The organism is Stenotrophomonas sp. 14P6.2.3, from assembly GCF_057799055.1.
Map to the genome: position 1 here is coordinate 229,067 of NZ_JBYOLA010000001.1, position 16,215 is coordinate 245,281.

Sequence of the window (16,215 nt, forward strand, 5' to 3'; positions counted from 1 at the left end):
ATTTCCGGTACCACTTCATCCACGACTCACGCATGAGGATCTGGTCATGAAATCTGGAATCGATTCAATCAAGGCGTTGATGCTGCTGCTGTGCACCTGGCTGGCGACGACGGGTACCGCATCTGCGGCAGACCCACCCGGGCATTGGGATGTTGGCCTGTACGGCAATCTGTTCGGCGCCCGCGAGTACCAGGTATGGGTGCCCGCCGGCTACGACGAAACGCAACCGCTGCCCCTGTTGCTGGTGCTGCACGGCTGCGTGACCGGGCCGAACCTGATGGGCGAGGCCTCCGGCTTCAACGAGGTGGCTGACACCGAAGGCTTCATCGTGGTCTACCCGCGGCAGAACGTAACCTCCAATCCGGCACGCTGCTGGAACTGGCAGTTGCCGATCAACCAGGCGCGCGACAGTGGCGAGGCCTCGATCCTGGCCGGCATCGTGGACAAGGTGAAAGCGGGCTACAGCATCGATCCGCATCGCGTGTACGTCACCGGCATTTCCGCTGGCGGGGCGATGACCTCGATCATGCTGGCCTGCTATTCGGATGTGTTCGCTGCGGGCGCGATTCATTCCGGTGGCATGTACAAGGGTGCGACCACGATCTCCGGCAGCGCCTACGCACTGTTGGCCGGCAGCATCTACTCACCGGACAGCAACGGGCGACTGGCCTGGCAGTGCTCGGGTTCGCCGTCACCGCGACCGATCCCGGTGCTGGTGTTCCATGGCACCGCCGACGCCACGGTGAACCCGGTGAATGGACAGCAGGCCGTGCGCCAGTTCCTGCAGACCAATGACCTGGCCGACGATGGCCTGGACAACGACTCGGTGAAGTATGTGCCGACCAACACTTTCCACGGACAGGTGCCGGGTGGGCGTGCCTACACGGTCGACACCTACACCTACGGTGGCAGGACGTTGGTCCAGCATTACGTGGTGCAGGGCATGGGGCATGCCTGGAGCGGCAGCCAGTCCGGGTTGCCGTTCACCGACCCCAAGGGTCCGGATGCCACGCTGATCACGTGGCTGTTCCTGAAGGATCAGCAGCGCTGAGTATCGGAGCGCAAGGGTAGGGGAGGCGGCGCCAGTGCGGGAGTGGAGGGCTCCCGCACTGGCGCGCGGCCTTTGCCTGGGGAAGCCGGGCGCGTTCGACAGCATGCGCCCTCCCGCTCAGCCCTGTGCCAGAAGCTCCTCGCGGATGATCTGTGCGCCCGCACTGAGCGCGCGCAGCTTGCCCCGTGCCACCTCACGCGACAGCGGCGCCATGCCGCAGTTGGTGCTGGGGTAGAGCTTGTCAGCGTCCACGAACTGCAGGGCCTTGCGCAGGGTGTTGGCCACGTCTTCCGGCGTTTCAACCGTGCTGGAAGCCACATCAATGGCGCCCACCATCACCTTCTTGCCACGCACCAGTTCGATCAGGTCAATCGGCACGTGGGAGTTGTGGCACTCCAGCGAAATGATGTCGATGCTGGAGGTCTGCAGCTTCGGGAACGATTCTTCATACTGGCGCCATTCCGAACCGAGCGTCTGCTTCCAGTCGGTGTTGGCCTTGATGCCGTAGCCATAGCAGATATGCACCGCGGTTTCGCACTTGAGCCCTTCGACCGCGCGCTCCAGGGCGGCTACACCCCAATCGTTCACTTCGTCGAAGAACACATTGAAGGCGGGCTCATCGAACTGGATGATGTCCACGCCGGCGGCCTCCAGTTCCTTCGCTTCCTCGTTGAGGATCTTCGCGAACTCCCATGCCAGCTTTTCGCGGCTCTTGTAGTGCGCGTCATACAGGGTGTCGATCATGGTCATCGGGCCCGGCAGCGCCCATTTGATCGGCTGCGTGGTCTGCCTGCGCAGGAACTTCGCATCTTCCACAAACACCGGCTTCGGGCGGCTGACAGCGCTCACCACGGTGGGCACGCTGGCGTCGTAACGGTTGCGGATGCGGACGGTTTCGCGCTTCTCGAAATCGACGCCGTTGAGGTGTTCGATGAAGGTGGTGACGAAGTGCTGCCGCGTCTGTTCGCCATCACTGACAATGTCGATGCCGGCATGCTGCTGTTCCTGCAGGGACAGGCGCAGGGCGTCCTGCTTGCCTTCATTCAGCGCTTCATCCTGCAGCTTCCAGGGCGACCAGAGCTTCTCGGGCTCGGCCAGCCAGGAGGGCTTGGGCAGGCTGCCTGCGGTGGAGGTGGGGAGCAGTTTCTTCGTCGACATTGCGTCTTGTGTCCTGGGGGGCGAATGGAAGATCGATGGATCAGCGGGCGGCCCACTGCTCAAGCACGGCGCGGTGCGGCTTGATGAAGTGCTCTTCAGTGAACTTTCCCTGCTTGACCGCGAGCTGGCTGCGCTCCTCGCGGTCGTAGACGATGCGGGTGGAGGAGTAGTCCTGGTGCTTCAGGCTGGGCTGGTAGACCTTGCCGGCCACGGAATTGGCGTTGTAGATCTCGGGGCGGTAGATCTTCTGGAAGGCCTCCATCGTGCTGATGGTGCCGATCAGTTCCAGGTTCGAGTAATCGCCCAGCAGGTCGCCCTGGAAGTAGATCGCCAGCGGCGCGACGCTGCCCGGCGGCATGAAGTAGCGCACCTTCAGCCCCATCTTGTCGAAGTACTGGTCGGTGGGGGAGAACTCGCCTTGCCGGTACTCCACGCCCAGGATGGGATGGTGGTTCTCGGTGCGGTGGTAGGTCTTGCAGCTGGAGACGCTGATGCAGATGACAGGCGCCTTGCTGAAGTTCGCACGGTAGGCCTCCGACTCCAGGAAGTGCTGGAACAGCTTGCCGTGCAGATCGCCAAAGCCGTCGGGAATGCCGAAGGTGGCCTTGCCCTCGTTGCTGGCCGGGAGTACCACGCTGAAGTCGTAGTCGCGCACATACGACGAGAAGTTGTTGCCGACAATGCCTTCGGTGCGCGTACCGGTGAGGGTGTCGACGATGGTCGGCCGCAGCACCTCGATCAACGGGAACGTATCGCCGCCGTCGCTGCCATCGATGTGCATCTCCACAGAGATGATGTCCAGCTCGACGACATAGCGGTCCGCGCTCGGGTTGTCCCAGTGCGCGAGGTCATTGAAGCGGTTGTTGATCATGCCGAGCGTGTTGCGCAGGTTTTCTTGGCGGGATTCGCCGCGGGCCAGGTTGGCGAAGTTGGTGGTGATGCGCGTGCCATCAGCAGGCTGGTAATCCTCGTTGAAAGGAATACGGCTGATGCTGAAGGTGAAGTTGCTGGTCGTCATGGGCGGCGTTCCGGTTTGCGGGGTGACATCCGAATGCAGGTCGATGGCAGTCGGCATTCAGAGAGCGGCAGCAGCCACAAGGGGGGCAGGTGCTGCGCGATGGGAGAGGGCAAGCAACGGCATCGCCCGCTGTACCGCCAGGCGCGCCCGCTGGATCAGCGCTTCGTCGTGTACACGGCCTTCGGCGAAATCGCGGTCGGTTGCGTAGACGCCCAAGGGCAGGGTGCGGGCCTGGAAGAAGCTGAAGAGCGGTCGCAGCTGGTGGTCGATCATCAGTGCGTGGCGCTCGCTGCCGCCGGTGGCGGCCAGCAGGATGGGGGTATCGACCAGCGCGTCCTGGTCGATGAAGTCGAAGAAGTGCTTGAACAGGCCGGTGTACGAACCTCGGTAGACCGGCGTGGCCACCACCAGCACATCGGCCTGCTCGACAGCGGCCAACTGCCGCTCCACGGTCTCGGGCAACTGCGAGCGCCAGAGCGCACCGGCCAACTGCGGCGCCAGTTCACCCAGTTCAATCAGGTGCTGATCGCAGGGCACGCCTTCGCCGATCAGGTCCAGCAGGTGCTCGGCCAGGGTCGCGGCCCTTGAGGGGCGCTGCAGCCCGCCGGAAACGGCGACGATACGGAGGGGGCGGGTCATCTCTTCGCTTTCAGCAGGGGAGGGGCTCCTTCGGATGATCTGCAGGGGCGCAGTCCTGCAGGCCGGCGGGGTGACCGGGCTGGCAGGTAACCGAAGGCATGGGCCGATGCTAGCCAGCCCTTCCCATGACGTAAAATGGTATTACTTCACCAATCCATGAGTGAGATTCATCGTCATGTTGGAGCGGATCCATCTCAGCATCGTGCAGCAGGTCGAGCAGCAGGGCTCACTCACTGCCGCTGCCGGCGTGCTGAACCTGACCCAGTCAGCCCTGAGCCACAGCATGAAGAAGCTGGAGCAGCAGCTCGGCACCAACGTCTGGCTGCGCGAAGGCCGCAGCCTGCGGCTGACCCAAGCCGGGCAGTACCTGCTTGCCGTCGCCAACCGGGTGCTGCCGCAGCTGGACCTGGCCGAAGAGCGGCTGGGCCAGTTCGCGCAGGGCGAGCGCGGCGCGCTGCGCATCGGCATGGAATGCCATCCCTGCTATCAGTGGCTGCTGAAGATCGTCTCGCCCTATCTGGCCGCCTGGCCGGACGTGGATGTGGACGTCAAGCAGAAGTTCCAGTTCGGCGGCATCGGCGCGCTGTTCGGCTACGAGATCGACCTGCTGGTCACGCCCGACCCGCTGCTGAAGCCCGGCCTGAAGTTCATCCCCGTCTTCGACTACGAGCAGGTGCTGGTGGTGGCCAAGGGCCACGCGCTGGCCAAGGTCGACTACGTAAAGCCCCGCCAGCTCAGCCAGGAAGTGCTGATCAGCTACCCAGTGCCGTTCGAGCGGCTGGACATCTACAACCAGTTCCTGCTACCGGCCGGCATCACGCCACGGCGGCACAAGGCCATTGAAACCACCGACATCATGATGCAGATGGTGGCCAGTGGCCGTGGCGTGGCCGCCATGCCGCGCTGGCTGGTGGAAGAGTACGCCGCCCGCATGGACGTGGTGCCGGTACGGCTGGGCGCCAAAGGCATTCCCAAGCAGATCTATCTGGGTGCGCGCGAGGCGGATACCGGCATCGATTACCTGCAGGCGTTTGTCGAGCTGGCACGGCACAGCTCCACCAGCGCCGGCAACCTGCGCGGAGCCGGCTGATGTCAGGTGGCACCGGCCGTTTGGGGCAGCCTTCGAACGGGACTGCTGACCGCGCGCAGCGGGCGCAGGCCTTCGTCAGCGCCGTTTCATTGGAGGTGAGTGCCAAGGCCATGCCTGCGCTGCGCGCCGAGGCTGCGCGCATGGCGCGGGGCACGACCATCTCCATTCCCTACCTGCCGAGCGAGGACGACACTGCCCGACTGGCTGCGGCACGCACAGTGCGCGAACTGGGTTTCGAGCCGATGCCACACCTTTCCGCGCGCCGCATCGGCTCGCGGGCAGCGCTTGAGCACTTCATCGACCGTGCCGTGATCGACGCCGGTGTCGAGCGCTGTCTGCTGATCGCGGGGGATCTCTCCACACCTGCCGGACCGTTCGCCGACAGTGCATCGATCATCGAGAGCGGTGTCCTCGAGCGCGCCGGCATCAAGGTCGTGGCTGTGGGCGCGCATCCGCAAGGTCATCCGGTGATGACCAGCGCCGATCGGTGGCGCGTGCTTGAACGCAAGTGCCAACGCATCGAAGCGCGAGGCATGGCGCCGCTTGTCATCACCCAGTTCGCATTCGATGCCGATGTCGTGCTGACCTGGTTGAATGAACTGCGCGCCCGTGGCATCACCCATCCGGTGCTGGTCGGCGTTCCCGGGCCCGCCAGCATCGCGCGGCTTGTACGCTATGCGGCGATGTGCGGCGTAGCTGCAAGCACCTCGATGCTGTCGCGGTATGGCATCTCCATGGGCCGCCTGCTGGGTAGAGCTGGGCCGGATGTGTTCGTGGACCGCCTGGTGGATGGGTTGACCGAAGCCCATGGGCAGGTCAGCCCGCATCTATTTCCCTTCGGTGGCATCGCACAGTCCATGGAATGGGTGGAGCACTACCGGATGCGTGCGGGTGAGCTCATGACCCAGGACGAACGTCGCTCTCCGCATCGTCCATCCCCGGGCTGACGCGGCGGCCGATGTCCTTCAGCCTGGCCAGCTGGTCGACCATCGACGGTGCATCGTCGAGGCTGCCGACAAAGGTCCACAGGTAGGTCATCACCGCATAGACGTGGCCCGGGGTCACGCCATCGGTTGTGGCCAGGCGGCCAATGGTCAAGGCGAACAGCACCGCGGCCGCCGCGCCGACCACCACGAAGGCACTGGCTTCGCGATCTGACAGCAGGATGCGTAGCCGCGACAGCGTGGCGTAGTGACGGCGCAGCACCGATGGGCTGACCCGGTCGACCAGCCGGATTTCATGCTCCAGCCGGTTGTTCAAACGTCCGTGCAACTGCTCGTTGCGGCGAGCGAACGAGGGCAACAACAGCAGCGCACCGAGCAGGGCAATGAGACTGGCCGCGCCAACCAGGGGTTCGATCGCCAGCAGCATCGCCGCCGCGCCGAACATGGAGACCAGCGCCGTAGCGATGATCGGCACGTGCTTCTCGAAGAAGTCGACGAACTCGCGGGCCAAGACCACGCGCGCCGCCGAGGTGGAGGTGGCCTGGCCCATGCGTCGCTGCGCCTGCACCACGTTCACTGCCAGATCGGCATAGATGCGGGTGAACGTGCGCGTATCCACTGCGCGACGGGCGGCGCCGACCAGCCAGAACAACAGCACCACGCCGGCGTAGGAAATGGCATGGCCGACGTTGCCACGGATGATCGCATCCACCGCGAAGCCGGCGAACAGCGGATAGGCCAGCAGCAGCGCATTCTCCAGCGCCACCAGCGAGAAGGTTCCGGTGAGCTGCCAGGGATAGGTGCGCAGGATGGCTTTCAACGTAGCGGCCGCATTCTGCTGGCCGATGCTGCCGGCTGCAGCAGCCGGGTCGTGTGGGTGCTTCATGGGAACCTGGGTGGATCGAGGGTGGGGCAGGGGATGGACGAAGGCTTCTCCCCGGCCGCACCCAGTATCGGCAACGCCTTGGAGCGGGGATGGAGGAACGATGGAGATCGCGTGGAGAAACCGGTGGCGTTCAGCGACGGGCGTGCACCGGCCAGCGGATCTCGAATACAGTGCCGCCACGCCCGCTCGGCCGGCACTGTGCCGTTCCGTGATGGGCCACGGCGATCGCACGCACCACGGCCAGGCCGAGCCCGGAACCGCCACTCTGCCGCGACCGCGACACATCGGTGCGCTGGAAGGCCTCGAAGATGCTGTCGCGCAGTTCATCCGGCACGCCGGGTCCGCCGTCGTCCACGGTCACGCTGCAGTGCCCCTCGGCCAGCTTCACATACACCCGCAGCGGGCAGGGAGTAGCGTGCCGGCGCGCGTTTTCCAGCAAGGCCAGTACCGCCTGGCGGATGCGTGCCGGATCGCAGTCCGCCAGCGCGGCGCGTGCCTCCAGCGTCACTGAAAAGCCACTCTCGGCCAGGGCGTCGGACATCGCCTCCACTACCGCAGCCACCTGCACGCTGACGTCGCTGCGCTGCAGGCGCAGGTCCAGATGACCACTTTCGGCCAGGCTCACCACCCGCAGGTCTTCGATGATGCGGGTCAGGCCTTCCAGCTGGGTCAGCATGCTGGTGAACTGCTCCAGCCGTGGCTCGAACACACCGTCGGCGATGCCCTGCAGGCGACCGCGCAGGATAGTCATCGGTGTACGCAGTTCGTGCGCGATGGCCGCGTTCCAGAACACCCGGTTCTGCGACATGCGGCTCAGCCGCTCGGCCATGGAATTGAAGTCGCTCACCAGCGTGGCCGCTTCGGTCATCGAGGTGTGGTCGCCGCGCGCACGTGCATCCAGATCGCCGCTGGCCACGCGGCGCAGGCTTTCGGCCACCGAGTTCAAGGGGGTGATGATGCGCCAGGTGAGGCGCGAAGCGATCAGCGAAGCCAATACGATGACCACGGTGGCAGTGAGGCCGATCCACAGCCATTCCAGCCCCGACGGCAGCATCGTCTGCGGCGTGTCGTACCAGCGCGGGTAGAAGACTTCCATCAGGTAATAGAACAGATAGAAGCCGGCGATCGACAGTACCGTCGAACACAGCGATGCCACCACGATCGAAAGCGTGATCTGGCGGCCGATGCTTTTGCCTTTGGTGGTCATCCGTCAGCCCAGCAGCCGGTAGCCGACGCCGCGGATGGTCGCCGGAATGCCGCGCACGCCCACATCCTCCAGCTTGCGGCGCAGCTTGCTCACGTGGCTGTCCACCGTGCGCTCCTGGGCATCGCCCTCGGGCAGGCAGGCGTGCAGAAGATCGGCACGTGCATGTACCTGGCGCGGCGCACGGGCCATGTGCACCAGCAGGCGGAACTCAGTGAGGGTGACAGTCAACGCATGTCCCTGGCCTTCGACATGGACCGTCACATCGTGGCTGCGCAGATCGATCTCGAACGGCCCTTGGCGGATCACGCCGTTGGGCACATCGGCCCCGGAAGGCGCGCTACGGCGCAGCACCGCCTGGATGCGCGCGACGATCTCGGCGGGGTTGAAGGGCTTGGCGACATAGTCATCGGCGCCCACGCGCAGGCCGGTCAGCTTGTCCAGGTCCTGGTCGAGTGCCGTAAGCATGATGACCGGGGTGTTGCCGCGCCGGCGCAGTTCGCTCAGCACCTGCCAGCCATCCTTCTTCGGCATCTGTACATCCAGCAGCACCAGGTCGGGGCGCAGCTGGTGGTGGCTCGCCAGCGCTGCCTCGCCATCGCTGGCCCTGACACTGCGCATTCCGGAACGCGCAAGGTAAGCGCAAAGGATATCGGCGATTTCGCCTTCATCTTCGGCAATCAGGATCAAAGGCATCTGATGGGTGCGGATATCGCGCTTCATTGCAGGCAGGGGGCGGAAGAACCCGGCGAGGCTAGCGCCCCTTGATGGAGGCCCGGTCGAGATTGTGTCGAGATTGTGTGGACCCGCACTGGAGGGTTCAGCGGCGGGTGGTACACCTGAACGCAGGCCCTGGCTCCATGCGATCTCCACACTGGCTCCAGGAAACCTCCAACCAAGGCTCCCAGACTGAGGCCTTGGCGGTCGCGATGGGTGACCGCAAGCAGCCGGGCATCTCGATGAAAACCCGCAAGACTCTGATCATCGCCGCCGCCGTGGCCGTCCTGGCAGGCGGTGTCGGCTGGTGGGCGTTCGCCGATGGCGATGATGGCGCCCTGATCATCGCGCCGGCAAGGGTGGCTGATCTGGAGAAGACCGTGCAGGCGGTGGGCCGGGTCAATCCGAAGGAACTGGTGGCGGTGGGCGCGCAGGTGTCCGGGCAGGTCAAACGCTTGCACGTGGTGCTGGGCCAGCGCGTGCAGGCCGGTGACCTGATCGCCGAAGTCGACTCGCAACCGCAGCGCATCGCCCTGCGCAGTGCTGAAGCATCCACCAACGCACTGCGCGCGCAGCATGCCGCCAGCCAGGCCCGCTATGTGCAGACCAGCCGCATGCTGGATCGCCAGTCGCAGCTGGTGGCATCGCGGCTGGTCTCGCAGGAGGGCTTCGAGGCCGCGCGGGTGGCCCGCGATGCGGCACGCTCGGAGGTGGCTGCACTGCAGGCGCAGATCGACCAGGCGGTGACCCAGGTGGAAACGGCCCGGATCAATCTGGGCTATACCCGCATTCTCTCGCCAACTGACGGCTACATCGTTGCCATCGTCACCAAGGCTGGGCAGACGCTGAACTCCATGCAGACCACGCCGACCATCGTGATGCTGGCGCAGATGGACACGATGACTGTGCGTGCCGAGATCGCCGAGGCTGACGTGGAACTGATCGCAGTTGGCCAGCCGTTGTGGTTTTCGACGCTGGGGCCGAGCGGACGGCGCTACGAATCGCACCTGCAGCAGCTGGAGCCCGCGCCGTCCTCGATTGCCGACGCGGCTTCGGCCGCTACCGGCAGCTCGGCGCAGACACCAAAGGCGGTGTACTACGCGGGCCTGTTCGATGTGGGCAACCCTGGCCTGAAGCTGAAACCTTCGATGACCGTCAAGGTGACGCTGCAGCTGGCCCGGGCCAACAACGCACTGCAGGTACCGTTGACCGCACTGAACGGATCGGACAGTGGCGACGACAGTCGCGGCAGCGTGCGCGTGGTTGATGCCAAGGGGCGCGCCCACGAGCGCGCGGTGACCACCGGCCTGCGCACTGCCACCGCCGTGCAGATCCTGTCCGGCCTGCGGGTTGGCGAGAATGTGGTGGTCGGCCAGGCCCCCAGTAGTGGCGAACCGCAGGCCAGCAGCCTGCTGGGGATGTGAACATGACCCACGCGCTGCTTGAACTACATGGCGTATCGCGCGCCTACCGTACTGCCGCCGGTGAAGTGGTGGTGCTGAAGGACGTATCGCTGCGCATCGATGCCGGCGAGTTCATCGCCATCATCGGCCCGTCGGGCTCGGGCAAGTCAACGCTGATGAACATCCTGGGCTGCCTGGACCGCCCCACCCAAGGCAGCTACTGCGTAGACGGCGCGGCCACCGAGCAGATGTCGCCGGACGAGCTGGCGCGCCTGCGTCGCGAGCACTTTGGCTTCATCTTCCAGCGCTACAACCTGATGGAGAATCTGAGCGCCACCGAGAACGTCGCGTTGCCAGCGATCTACGCAGGCGTGGATGTCCCGACGCGCACGGCGCGGGCACGCGTACTGCTGGAAACGCTGGGGCTGGGCGAGCGTACCGGCAACCGGCCGAGCCAGCTGTCCGGCGGCCAGCAGCAGCGCGTGTCCATCGCCCGAGCGTTGATGAACGGCGGTGCCATCGTGCTGGCCGACGAACCCACCGGTGCGCTGGACCATGCCAGCGGCCAACAGGTGATGGCCGAATTGAAGCGCCTGCATGCGCAGGGCCACACGGTCATCCTGGTGACCCACGATGCATCGGTTGCCGCCCACGCGGCCCGGGTAATCGAGATCGCCGACGGGCACGTCGTGGCCGATCGCGGCGCGGGCGGTCGCGCGGCCGTTCAGGCCAGATCCGCGCCCGAGCGCGGCCAGTCGTCGCGTGTCGAGCGGCGTGCTCGACTGGATGGCGTGCGCGAGGTTGCGCAGATGGCAGTGCGCTCGATGCTGGCCCATCGCCTGCGCACGTTGCTGACCATGCTCGGCATCATCATCGGCGTGGCCGCTGTGGTCACCGTGGTGGCATTGGGCAAAGGCGCACAGGCCCAGGTGGAATCACAGATCAACGAGCTTGGCGCCAGCACACTGGAGATCTTCCCGGGCGTCGATTTCGGTGACCCGCGTTCGGCGGAAATCGAAACGCTGGTGGTCGCTGATGCCGACCATCTGGCCGCACTCAGCTACGTGGACAGCGTCAGTCCGTCCTTGAGCGGCTCGGTGGCCGCGCTACAGGGCAGCCGACGCGCCAACACGCAGGTGATGGGCGTTGGCGCAGATCTGCCGCGCGTACGCGGCCTGCGCCTGAAGGCCGGGCGCTTCTTCACCGATGCTGAAGTGGATGCGCACCGCGCAGTGGGCGTGGTCGACCAGAAGGCCGCCACCGCACTTTTCAGCGGCAGCCCGATCGGCAGCACGGTACTGCTGGGCGGCATGCCGGTAGAGGTGATCGGCGTGGTCGGCGCCAGCGCATTTGCCAGCGGTGCAACGCCCACTGTCTATGTGCCGTATACCTCGGCATCCTCGCGCCTGCTGGGCAGCCAGCGGCTGGAGAGCATCACCGTGCGCGTGCGCGACAATGTCTCCACCACCGCAGCCGAAGCTTCCTTGGCCGCCGAACTGCAGCTGCGGCATGGCCGCCGCGACTTCTTCATCTACAACGCCGACCAGATCCGCAAGGCGGTGATGAAGTCCAGCCAGACCATGGCCGCACTGGTGTCGGCCATCGCCGCCGTGGCCCTGATAGTGGGCGGGGTAGGGGTGATGAACATCATGCTGGTATCGGTGAAGGAGCGCGTGCGCGAGATTGGTGTGCGCCTGGCGGTGGGCGCGCGGCAGGGTGACATCCTGCGTCAGTTCCTGATCGAAGCAGTGCTGATCTGTCTCTTCGGCGGCGTCCTCGGCGTGCTGCTGGCCTTCAGCGCGGGTGCGTTGTCCAGCCTGTTGTCGCTGGGCGTGCCGTTTCTGTTTACCGCCGCGCCGGTGCTGGCCGCACTGGCGTGCTCGTCAGCCATAGGCCTGGGCTTCGGCTACTTCCCGGCGCGCAGTGCCGCACAGCTGGACCCGATCCGGGCGCTGGCGGCGGAGTAGGGTGCGAGCCTGCCCAGCCGTGAGAACCGGCACAGGCGTGGGCCTTGGCCATCGGCTATCTTAAGGCCCCATTCCGCACCTCCCTTCAAGCGGCGACGCATGCACGTGACTTCGATGAGTTTTCGAAACAGGCGATGGCTCAGCTGTCTCGTGGTGTCCGCCGCGCTGTTGGTTGCAGGCTGCGCCAGCGAAAAGGTTCCAACGAAGGAGCTGGGTGCGGAGATCGACGACGTTGCCGCAACGCTGATCCAGCAGCCGTTGTTTCATTCAACCTCGATCGGCGTCGTGTACCGGGGCAAGGAATTCATCCGTCATCGCGGCGACATGGAAACCGGGAGGCCAGGCCTGCCGACCGATGCGACGCTCTACGAGATCGGTTCGTTGAGCAAGACCCTGGCGGGCACCCTGATGGCCAATGCCGTCCTGGAACACAAGGTGAGTCTGGACGACGATGTTCGACAGTACCTGCAGGGGGACTATCCGAACCTGCAGTACAAGGGTGAGCCCATCCGCATCCGCCATCTGTTGTCGCACACCAGCGGCCTGCCGAACATGTTGCCGGAGCGTGCGAACACGGTGCTGGCGGACTTCACCGATCATCGTACGCCAGGCGAACTCAACGCCATCTACGCGCACTACGGCAAGGCCGATTTCTTCAAGGATCTGCACGCTTTCGAGATTGGCCGGGCGCCCGGTAAGGATTACGCGTACTCCAGTGCCGGGACGGAGCTGACGGCGCATATCCTGGAGACCGTCTACAAGCGCGACTACGCGTCGCTGTTGCGCGGATACCTTGGCGATTCCGCAGCGATGACAGGGCTACGACTCACACTGAGCGACGACGAGGCGCTGCGCCTTGCAGTCGGCTATCACAGCGACAACCCGGCGCCGACCACGCCGATGCCGCAGTTGCCGTGGGGCGCATCCGGGAACGTAAAGGCGACTGTTCCGGAGATGGTGAAGTACCTCAGATTCCAGCTGGCGAACGGGCCCGTGGTAAAGGAATCGCATCGCCCCTTGGTCAAATTCGATTCCGAGTTCAGCATCGGCTACTTCTGGAACATCGTCGCCGGCGATCAGCTGAAGGGCGTGTACTACGCCCATCATGGTGGCGTACCGCGTTCGCAGTGCTACATCTACATCGTGCCCAAGTACGATCTTGGCATCTTCGTCATCACCAACCAGAGCGGCGACCAGACTGCGCGCGCCATGCAGACGGCGATCGATACGCTGGTCGAGAAGATCGCCGCGCGGGAGGCTGCCGCTGGCAGTGAAGTTTCCCGATAGAGACTGTACTTCCCGTCCGTCCGGTGTAGTGCCGAATGGTGTTGGCACCCCCAGGCAGGAGCATTTCGCGTTGATCACCCGTACGTTGAACAAGGTTCTGCTGTTCGCAGGCCTGGCACTTTCCATGGCGCCCACCGCGCCAGCAGCAGAATCGATCCGCAAGAACGTTCCCAAACAGGAAGACATTGATCGTGCGCTGGCGCTCGTGTCCTGCAAGGCGGATCGCACCGCATTCCGAACATTGGCCTATCAGTTGCGTGGCATCGCATCCAGCGGAAAGCCGTCGGCTGGCTGGGAATCGGTCGCAGGCAGGGGCGAGGGTTACAGCAGGGCACTAGGCGATTTGCCCGGCGTTGTGGCGGAAATGCAGCTTCCATCGCCGGTTCTGGTCTTCGGCCATCCGTCCGAACGGTTGATACTTTCGCGCAGCTCCGTAGTGGCTGTCTTTGATGAAGCCCTTGCTGCGGATCTCAGCAAGGCGCTGTCCCTCGACGCACGCGGGACACAGCACACGCCTGCAGGGATGCGCGTGGTGCAGTCAGCACCGGAAGCCCAAGGCGATGGCATCGAAGTGATGGCACTGGTCGCCCAGCGGATAGAGGCCGACCCGACGCCAATCGCCGTAGCCGGTTGCCTGTACTTCACCCGGTGAGTCCCGGCACCTCCTACGGGTGAACCAGAAGGCCGGCAAGGGGCACTCGACAGCCATTGAAGATATCCAGATCCGGCCGGTACACCCTGCTGCTGACTTCGAACAATCCCAGCAACGAGTGGAAGAGGTTGTCGTGGCTATAGGATCCTGTGCCTGCAGCGTGGCGTAGGCAGGCAAGATCAAGGCGTGCGTTGTCCGCGAACCCGGCAGAGAACCACATCACCAGCGGCACCTGGGTCTGCTCCCGTGGCGCGATGAAGTAGGGCGTTCCGTGCAGATACATGCCGTGCTCGCCAAGCGATTCGCCGTGGTCAGAGACATAGATCAGGGCAACGTCGCGCTGGTCCGCATAGGTCTGCAGCAGGTCGATGGCCTTGCCCAGCAGCCGGTCCGTGTAGACAAGTGTGTTGTCGTAGGTATTTACCAGCGCTTCATTGCTGCACTTCTGTATCTGGTTGCTGTCGCAGGTCGGACTGAAGGCCCTGGCATCGGCTGGATAACGTTCAAAGTAGGTGGGCCCATGGCTGCCCAGCTGATGCAGTACGATCAGTCCATCTCCCGGCATGGCCTCGATGCGCGCTCCCGGCATGGCCTCGATGCGCGCGGCCAGCTGGTGCAGCAGGATCTCGTCATGGCAGGTACCGTCCTTGTTGATGCAGAGCCCGGGCACCTTCAGCGGAGGCATGTCATCGGTAGGCACGCGATCGCACACGCCCTTGCAACCGCCATTGTTGTTGTCACGCCAAAGCACGCTGGCGCCAGTCCGTTGCAGGATATCCAGCACGTTCTCTTCCGATGCCGCGGTGACGCCGTCGTACTGCGACCGTGTCATCTGCGAGAACATGCAGGGCAATGACACCGCCGTTGCGGTACCGCAAGAGGAAACGTTGCGGAAGCTGATGACATCTTTCTGTGACAGGTACGGATTGGTCGGACGCGGGTAGCCGTTGAGCTGGAAATTCTGCGATCGTGCCGTCTCGCCAGCCACTACGATCACCAGGCGTGGGCGCTTGCCGGGGATACGTATTGCATCCTCGCCGATAGCCCGCAATGGTTGCGCCTTGGCGCTGTAGCTGCTCTTGAGATAGCCATAGGTGTGGCGGACCACGTTCAGCGGCAACACCTGCTCGCGGATGTAGCGATTGTTGCGCAGCAACGACGAATACTCCTTGTAGAACGCAAACGTCACCGCCGTCAGCACCATCAACGTCGCCAGCACATTTCCCAGCCATACCAGCGCCGCCCGCAGGGGCCGACCGCTGTTTCCGGTGCGCATCACCAGCAGAACGCACGAGGGCAGGGCGCCCAGCAGCAGCACTGTCAGCAGCAGTGGCACCGAGAGATAGGACGTCATCTCGGCCTGGTTGGTCTCCAGCGCGTTCTGCACCATGTCGCGGTCGATCAGTACGCCGTAATGAAGCATGAAGTAGCTGCACGCCGCACTGGTGACAACCAGAATCGCCAGGACCGGCTTGCGCACATAAGGAAGCACGCCGATGGGCGTGAACAACAGATTGAACAGGCAGAACAACAGTGCCGGCAGGCTGAAGAAGAACAGGGCGCTGCGCAGGTCATGGATGTCCATGACAGACCACAGTGTTTTCCAGAGTGCGATGTTTCCCAGCGTCGCGAAGAACAACGCGGTGCACCACACAAGCACGATCGGATGATGAGGGGAAAGTCTGAAGCATGGACGCACGTGCACAATCCGTTGTACGAGAAGTGCGCGCAGTATCTGGATGCGTTTATCAGGAAGTTGTCAGCTTTCATGCTCAGCCCAGCAGAACCACCGCCCATACCGTAGCGACCATCAACAGCGCAGTGGTCTGCGCCGCACTGCCCATGTCCTTGGCGTTCTTGGAAAGCGGGTGATGTTCCAACGAGATGCGGTCGACCACCGCTTCGATGGCCGAGTTCAGCAGTTCCACAATCAGGCTGATGAAGCAGACCATCAGCATCACGGCGCGCTCGCCTCGGCTGACATCCAGCAGGAAGGCGACGACCGCCAGCACGCCATGCAGCAACAGCAGCTGCCGGAATGCCGCCTCGCCCCGGAAGGTGGCGATGAAACCATCGCGGGAATGGATCAGGGTATGGAAGATGCGGCGCAGGCCGGTCTTTCCGTGCGGGTACTTGCCGTTGCCATTGGGGTGCCCTGGCTGCATTTCTGTCCTGCCTTCACGTGGAAATCCGGCAAGG

At 64.3% G+C, this 16,215-nt stretch carries 15 protein-coding genes; 7 read left to right on the top strand and 8 right to left on the bottom strand.

What is annotated here, in order from left to right; translation table 11 throughout:
• The first annotated feature begins 46 nt into the window (after positions 1–46).
• Positions 47–1,051 carry an extracellular catalytic domain type 1 short-chain-length polyhydroxyalkanoate depolymerase gene (locus AC27VL_RS01015; protein WP_100552555.1) on the top strand — a complete coding sequence of 335 codons (1,005 nt, stop codon included), beginning with the start codon at positions 47–49 and terminating at the stop codon, positions 1,049–1,051.
• Between the two features lie 117 nt (positions 1,052–1,168).
• Here AC27VL_RS01015 and AC27VL_RS01020 read toward each other — a convergent pair whose 3' ends face one another.
• Genes AC27VL_RS01020 through msuE form a run of 3 tightly spaced genes read right to left on the bottom strand, consistent with a single transcriptional unit; the run spans position 1,169 to position 3,866 of the window.
• On the bottom strand, positions 1,169–2,209 hold the full coding sequence (locus AC27VL_RS01020) for a methionine synthase (protein ID WP_100552554.1): 1,041 nt from the start codon (positions 2,207–2,209) through the stop codon (positions 1,169–1,171).
• A gap of 40 nt (positions 2,210–2,249) precedes the next feature.
• Complete coding sequence (locus AC27VL_RS01025) at positions 2,250–3,227, bottom strand: DUF1852 domain-containing protein (protein ID WP_488765321.1); 978 nt, start codon at positions 3,225–3,227, stop codon at positions 2,250–2,252.
• A gap of 57 nt (positions 3,228–3,284) precedes the next feature.
• A complete protein-coding gene (msuE, locus tag AC27VL_RS01030) occupies positions 3,285–3,866 on the bottom strand; it encodes an FMN reductase (RefSeq protein WP_100552553.1) in 582 nt (193 codons plus the stop codon).
• Positions 3,867–4,041: 175 nt separating this feature from the next.
• On the opposite strand from msuE, the gene AC27VL_RS01035 reads away from it, so the two are divergent.
• Both AC27VL_RS01035 and AC27VL_RS01040 read left to right on the top strand, forming a co-directional pair.
• The gene (locus tag AC27VL_RS01035) at positions 4,042–4,956 is read left to right on the top strand and encodes a LysR family transcriptional regulator (RefSeq protein WP_100552552.1); all 915 of its coding nucleotides are present in this window, start codon (positions 4,042–4,044) and stop codon (positions 4,954–4,956) included.
• Positions 4,956–5,903 carry a methylenetetrahydrofolate reductase gene (locus AC27VL_RS01040; RefSeq protein ID WP_488765322.1) on the top strand — a complete coding sequence of 316 codons (948 nt, stop codon included), beginning with the start codon at positions 4,956–4,958 and terminating at the stop codon, positions 5,901–5,903. The genes AC27VL_RS01035 and AC27VL_RS01040 overlap by 1 nt, the downstream gene beginning before the upstream one ends.
• On the opposite strand, the gene AC27VL_RS01045 is transcribed toward AC27VL_RS01040, so the two are convergent.
• From AC27VL_RS01045 to AC27VL_RS01055, 3 genes are all read right to left on the bottom strand, one after another.
• Complete coding sequence (locus AC27VL_RS01045; protein ID WP_100552550.1) at positions 5,854–6,786, bottom strand: ABC transporter six-transmembrane domain-containing protein; 933 nt, start codon at positions 6,784–6,786, stop codon at positions 5,854–5,856. The two genes, AC27VL_RS01040 and AC27VL_RS01045, sit on opposite strands and share 50 nt — an antisense overlap.
• A 130-nt stretch (positions 6,787–6,916) precedes the next feature.
• Positions 6,917–7,993 carry an ATP-binding protein gene (locus tag AC27VL_RS01050; RefSeq protein WP_100552549.1) on the bottom strand — a complete coding sequence of 359 codons (1,077 nt, stop codon included), beginning with the start codon at positions 7,991–7,993 and terminating at the stop codon, positions 6,917–6,919.
• Positions 7,994–7,996: 3 nt separating this feature from the next.
• Positions 7,997–8,713 carry a response regulator gene (locus AC27VL_RS01055; protein WP_100552548.1) on the bottom strand — a complete coding sequence of 239 codons (717 nt, stop codon included), beginning with the start codon at positions 8,711–8,713 and terminating at the stop codon, positions 7,997–7,999.
• Positions 8,714–8,949: 236 nt separating this feature from the next.
• On the opposite strand from AC27VL_RS01055, the gene AC27VL_RS01060 reads away from it, so the two are divergent.
• The 4 genes from AC27VL_RS01060 to AC27VL_RS01075 all read left to right on the top strand — a co-directional run bounded on the left by AC27VL_RS01060 (position 8,950) and on the right by AC27VL_RS01075 (position 14,016).
• On the top strand, positions 8,950–10,131 hold the full coding sequence (locus AC27VL_RS01060; RefSeq protein WP_488765399.1) for an efflux RND transporter periplasmic adaptor subunit: 1,182 nt from the start codon (positions 8,950–8,952) through the stop codon (positions 10,129–10,131).
• 2 nt (positions 10,132–10,133) lie between these two features.
• Complete coding sequence (locus AC27VL_RS01065; RefSeq protein ID WP_191078022.1) at positions 10,134–12,077, top strand: MacB family efflux pump subunit; 1,944 nt, start codon at positions 10,134–10,136, stop codon at positions 12,075–12,077.
• A gap of 153 nt (positions 12,078–12,230) precedes the next feature.
• A complete protein-coding gene (locus tag AC27VL_RS01070) occupies positions 12,231–13,364 on the top strand; it encodes a serine hydrolase domain-containing protein (protein ID WP_331273758.1) in 1,134 nt (377 codons plus the stop codon).
• 70 nt (positions 13,365–13,434) lie between these two features.
• Entirely contained in the window at positions 13,435–14,016 is a 582-nt protein-coding gene (locus AC27VL_RS01075) for a hypothetical protein (RefSeq protein WP_100552545.1), read from the top strand.
• A gap of 13 nt (positions 14,017–14,029) precedes the next feature.
• On the opposite strand, the gene AC27VL_RS01080 is transcribed toward AC27VL_RS01075, so the two are convergent.
• Together AC27VL_RS01080 and AC27VL_RS01085 are read right to left on the bottom strand one after the other, a co-directional pair.
• Positions 14,030–15,721, bottom strand: a complete 1,692-nt coding sequence (locus tag AC27VL_RS01080) for a phosphoethanolamine transferase (protein ID WP_488765323.1) — start codon at positions 15,719–15,721, stop codon at positions 14,030–14,032.
• 67 nt (positions 15,722–15,788) lie between these two features.
• Positions 15,789–16,181, bottom strand: coding sequence for a diacylglycerol kinase (locus AC27VL_RS01085; RefSeq protein ID WP_488765324.1), 393 nt, complete (start codon positions 16,179–16,181; stop codon positions 15,789–15,791).
• Positions 16,182–16,215: the final 34 nt, after the last annotated feature.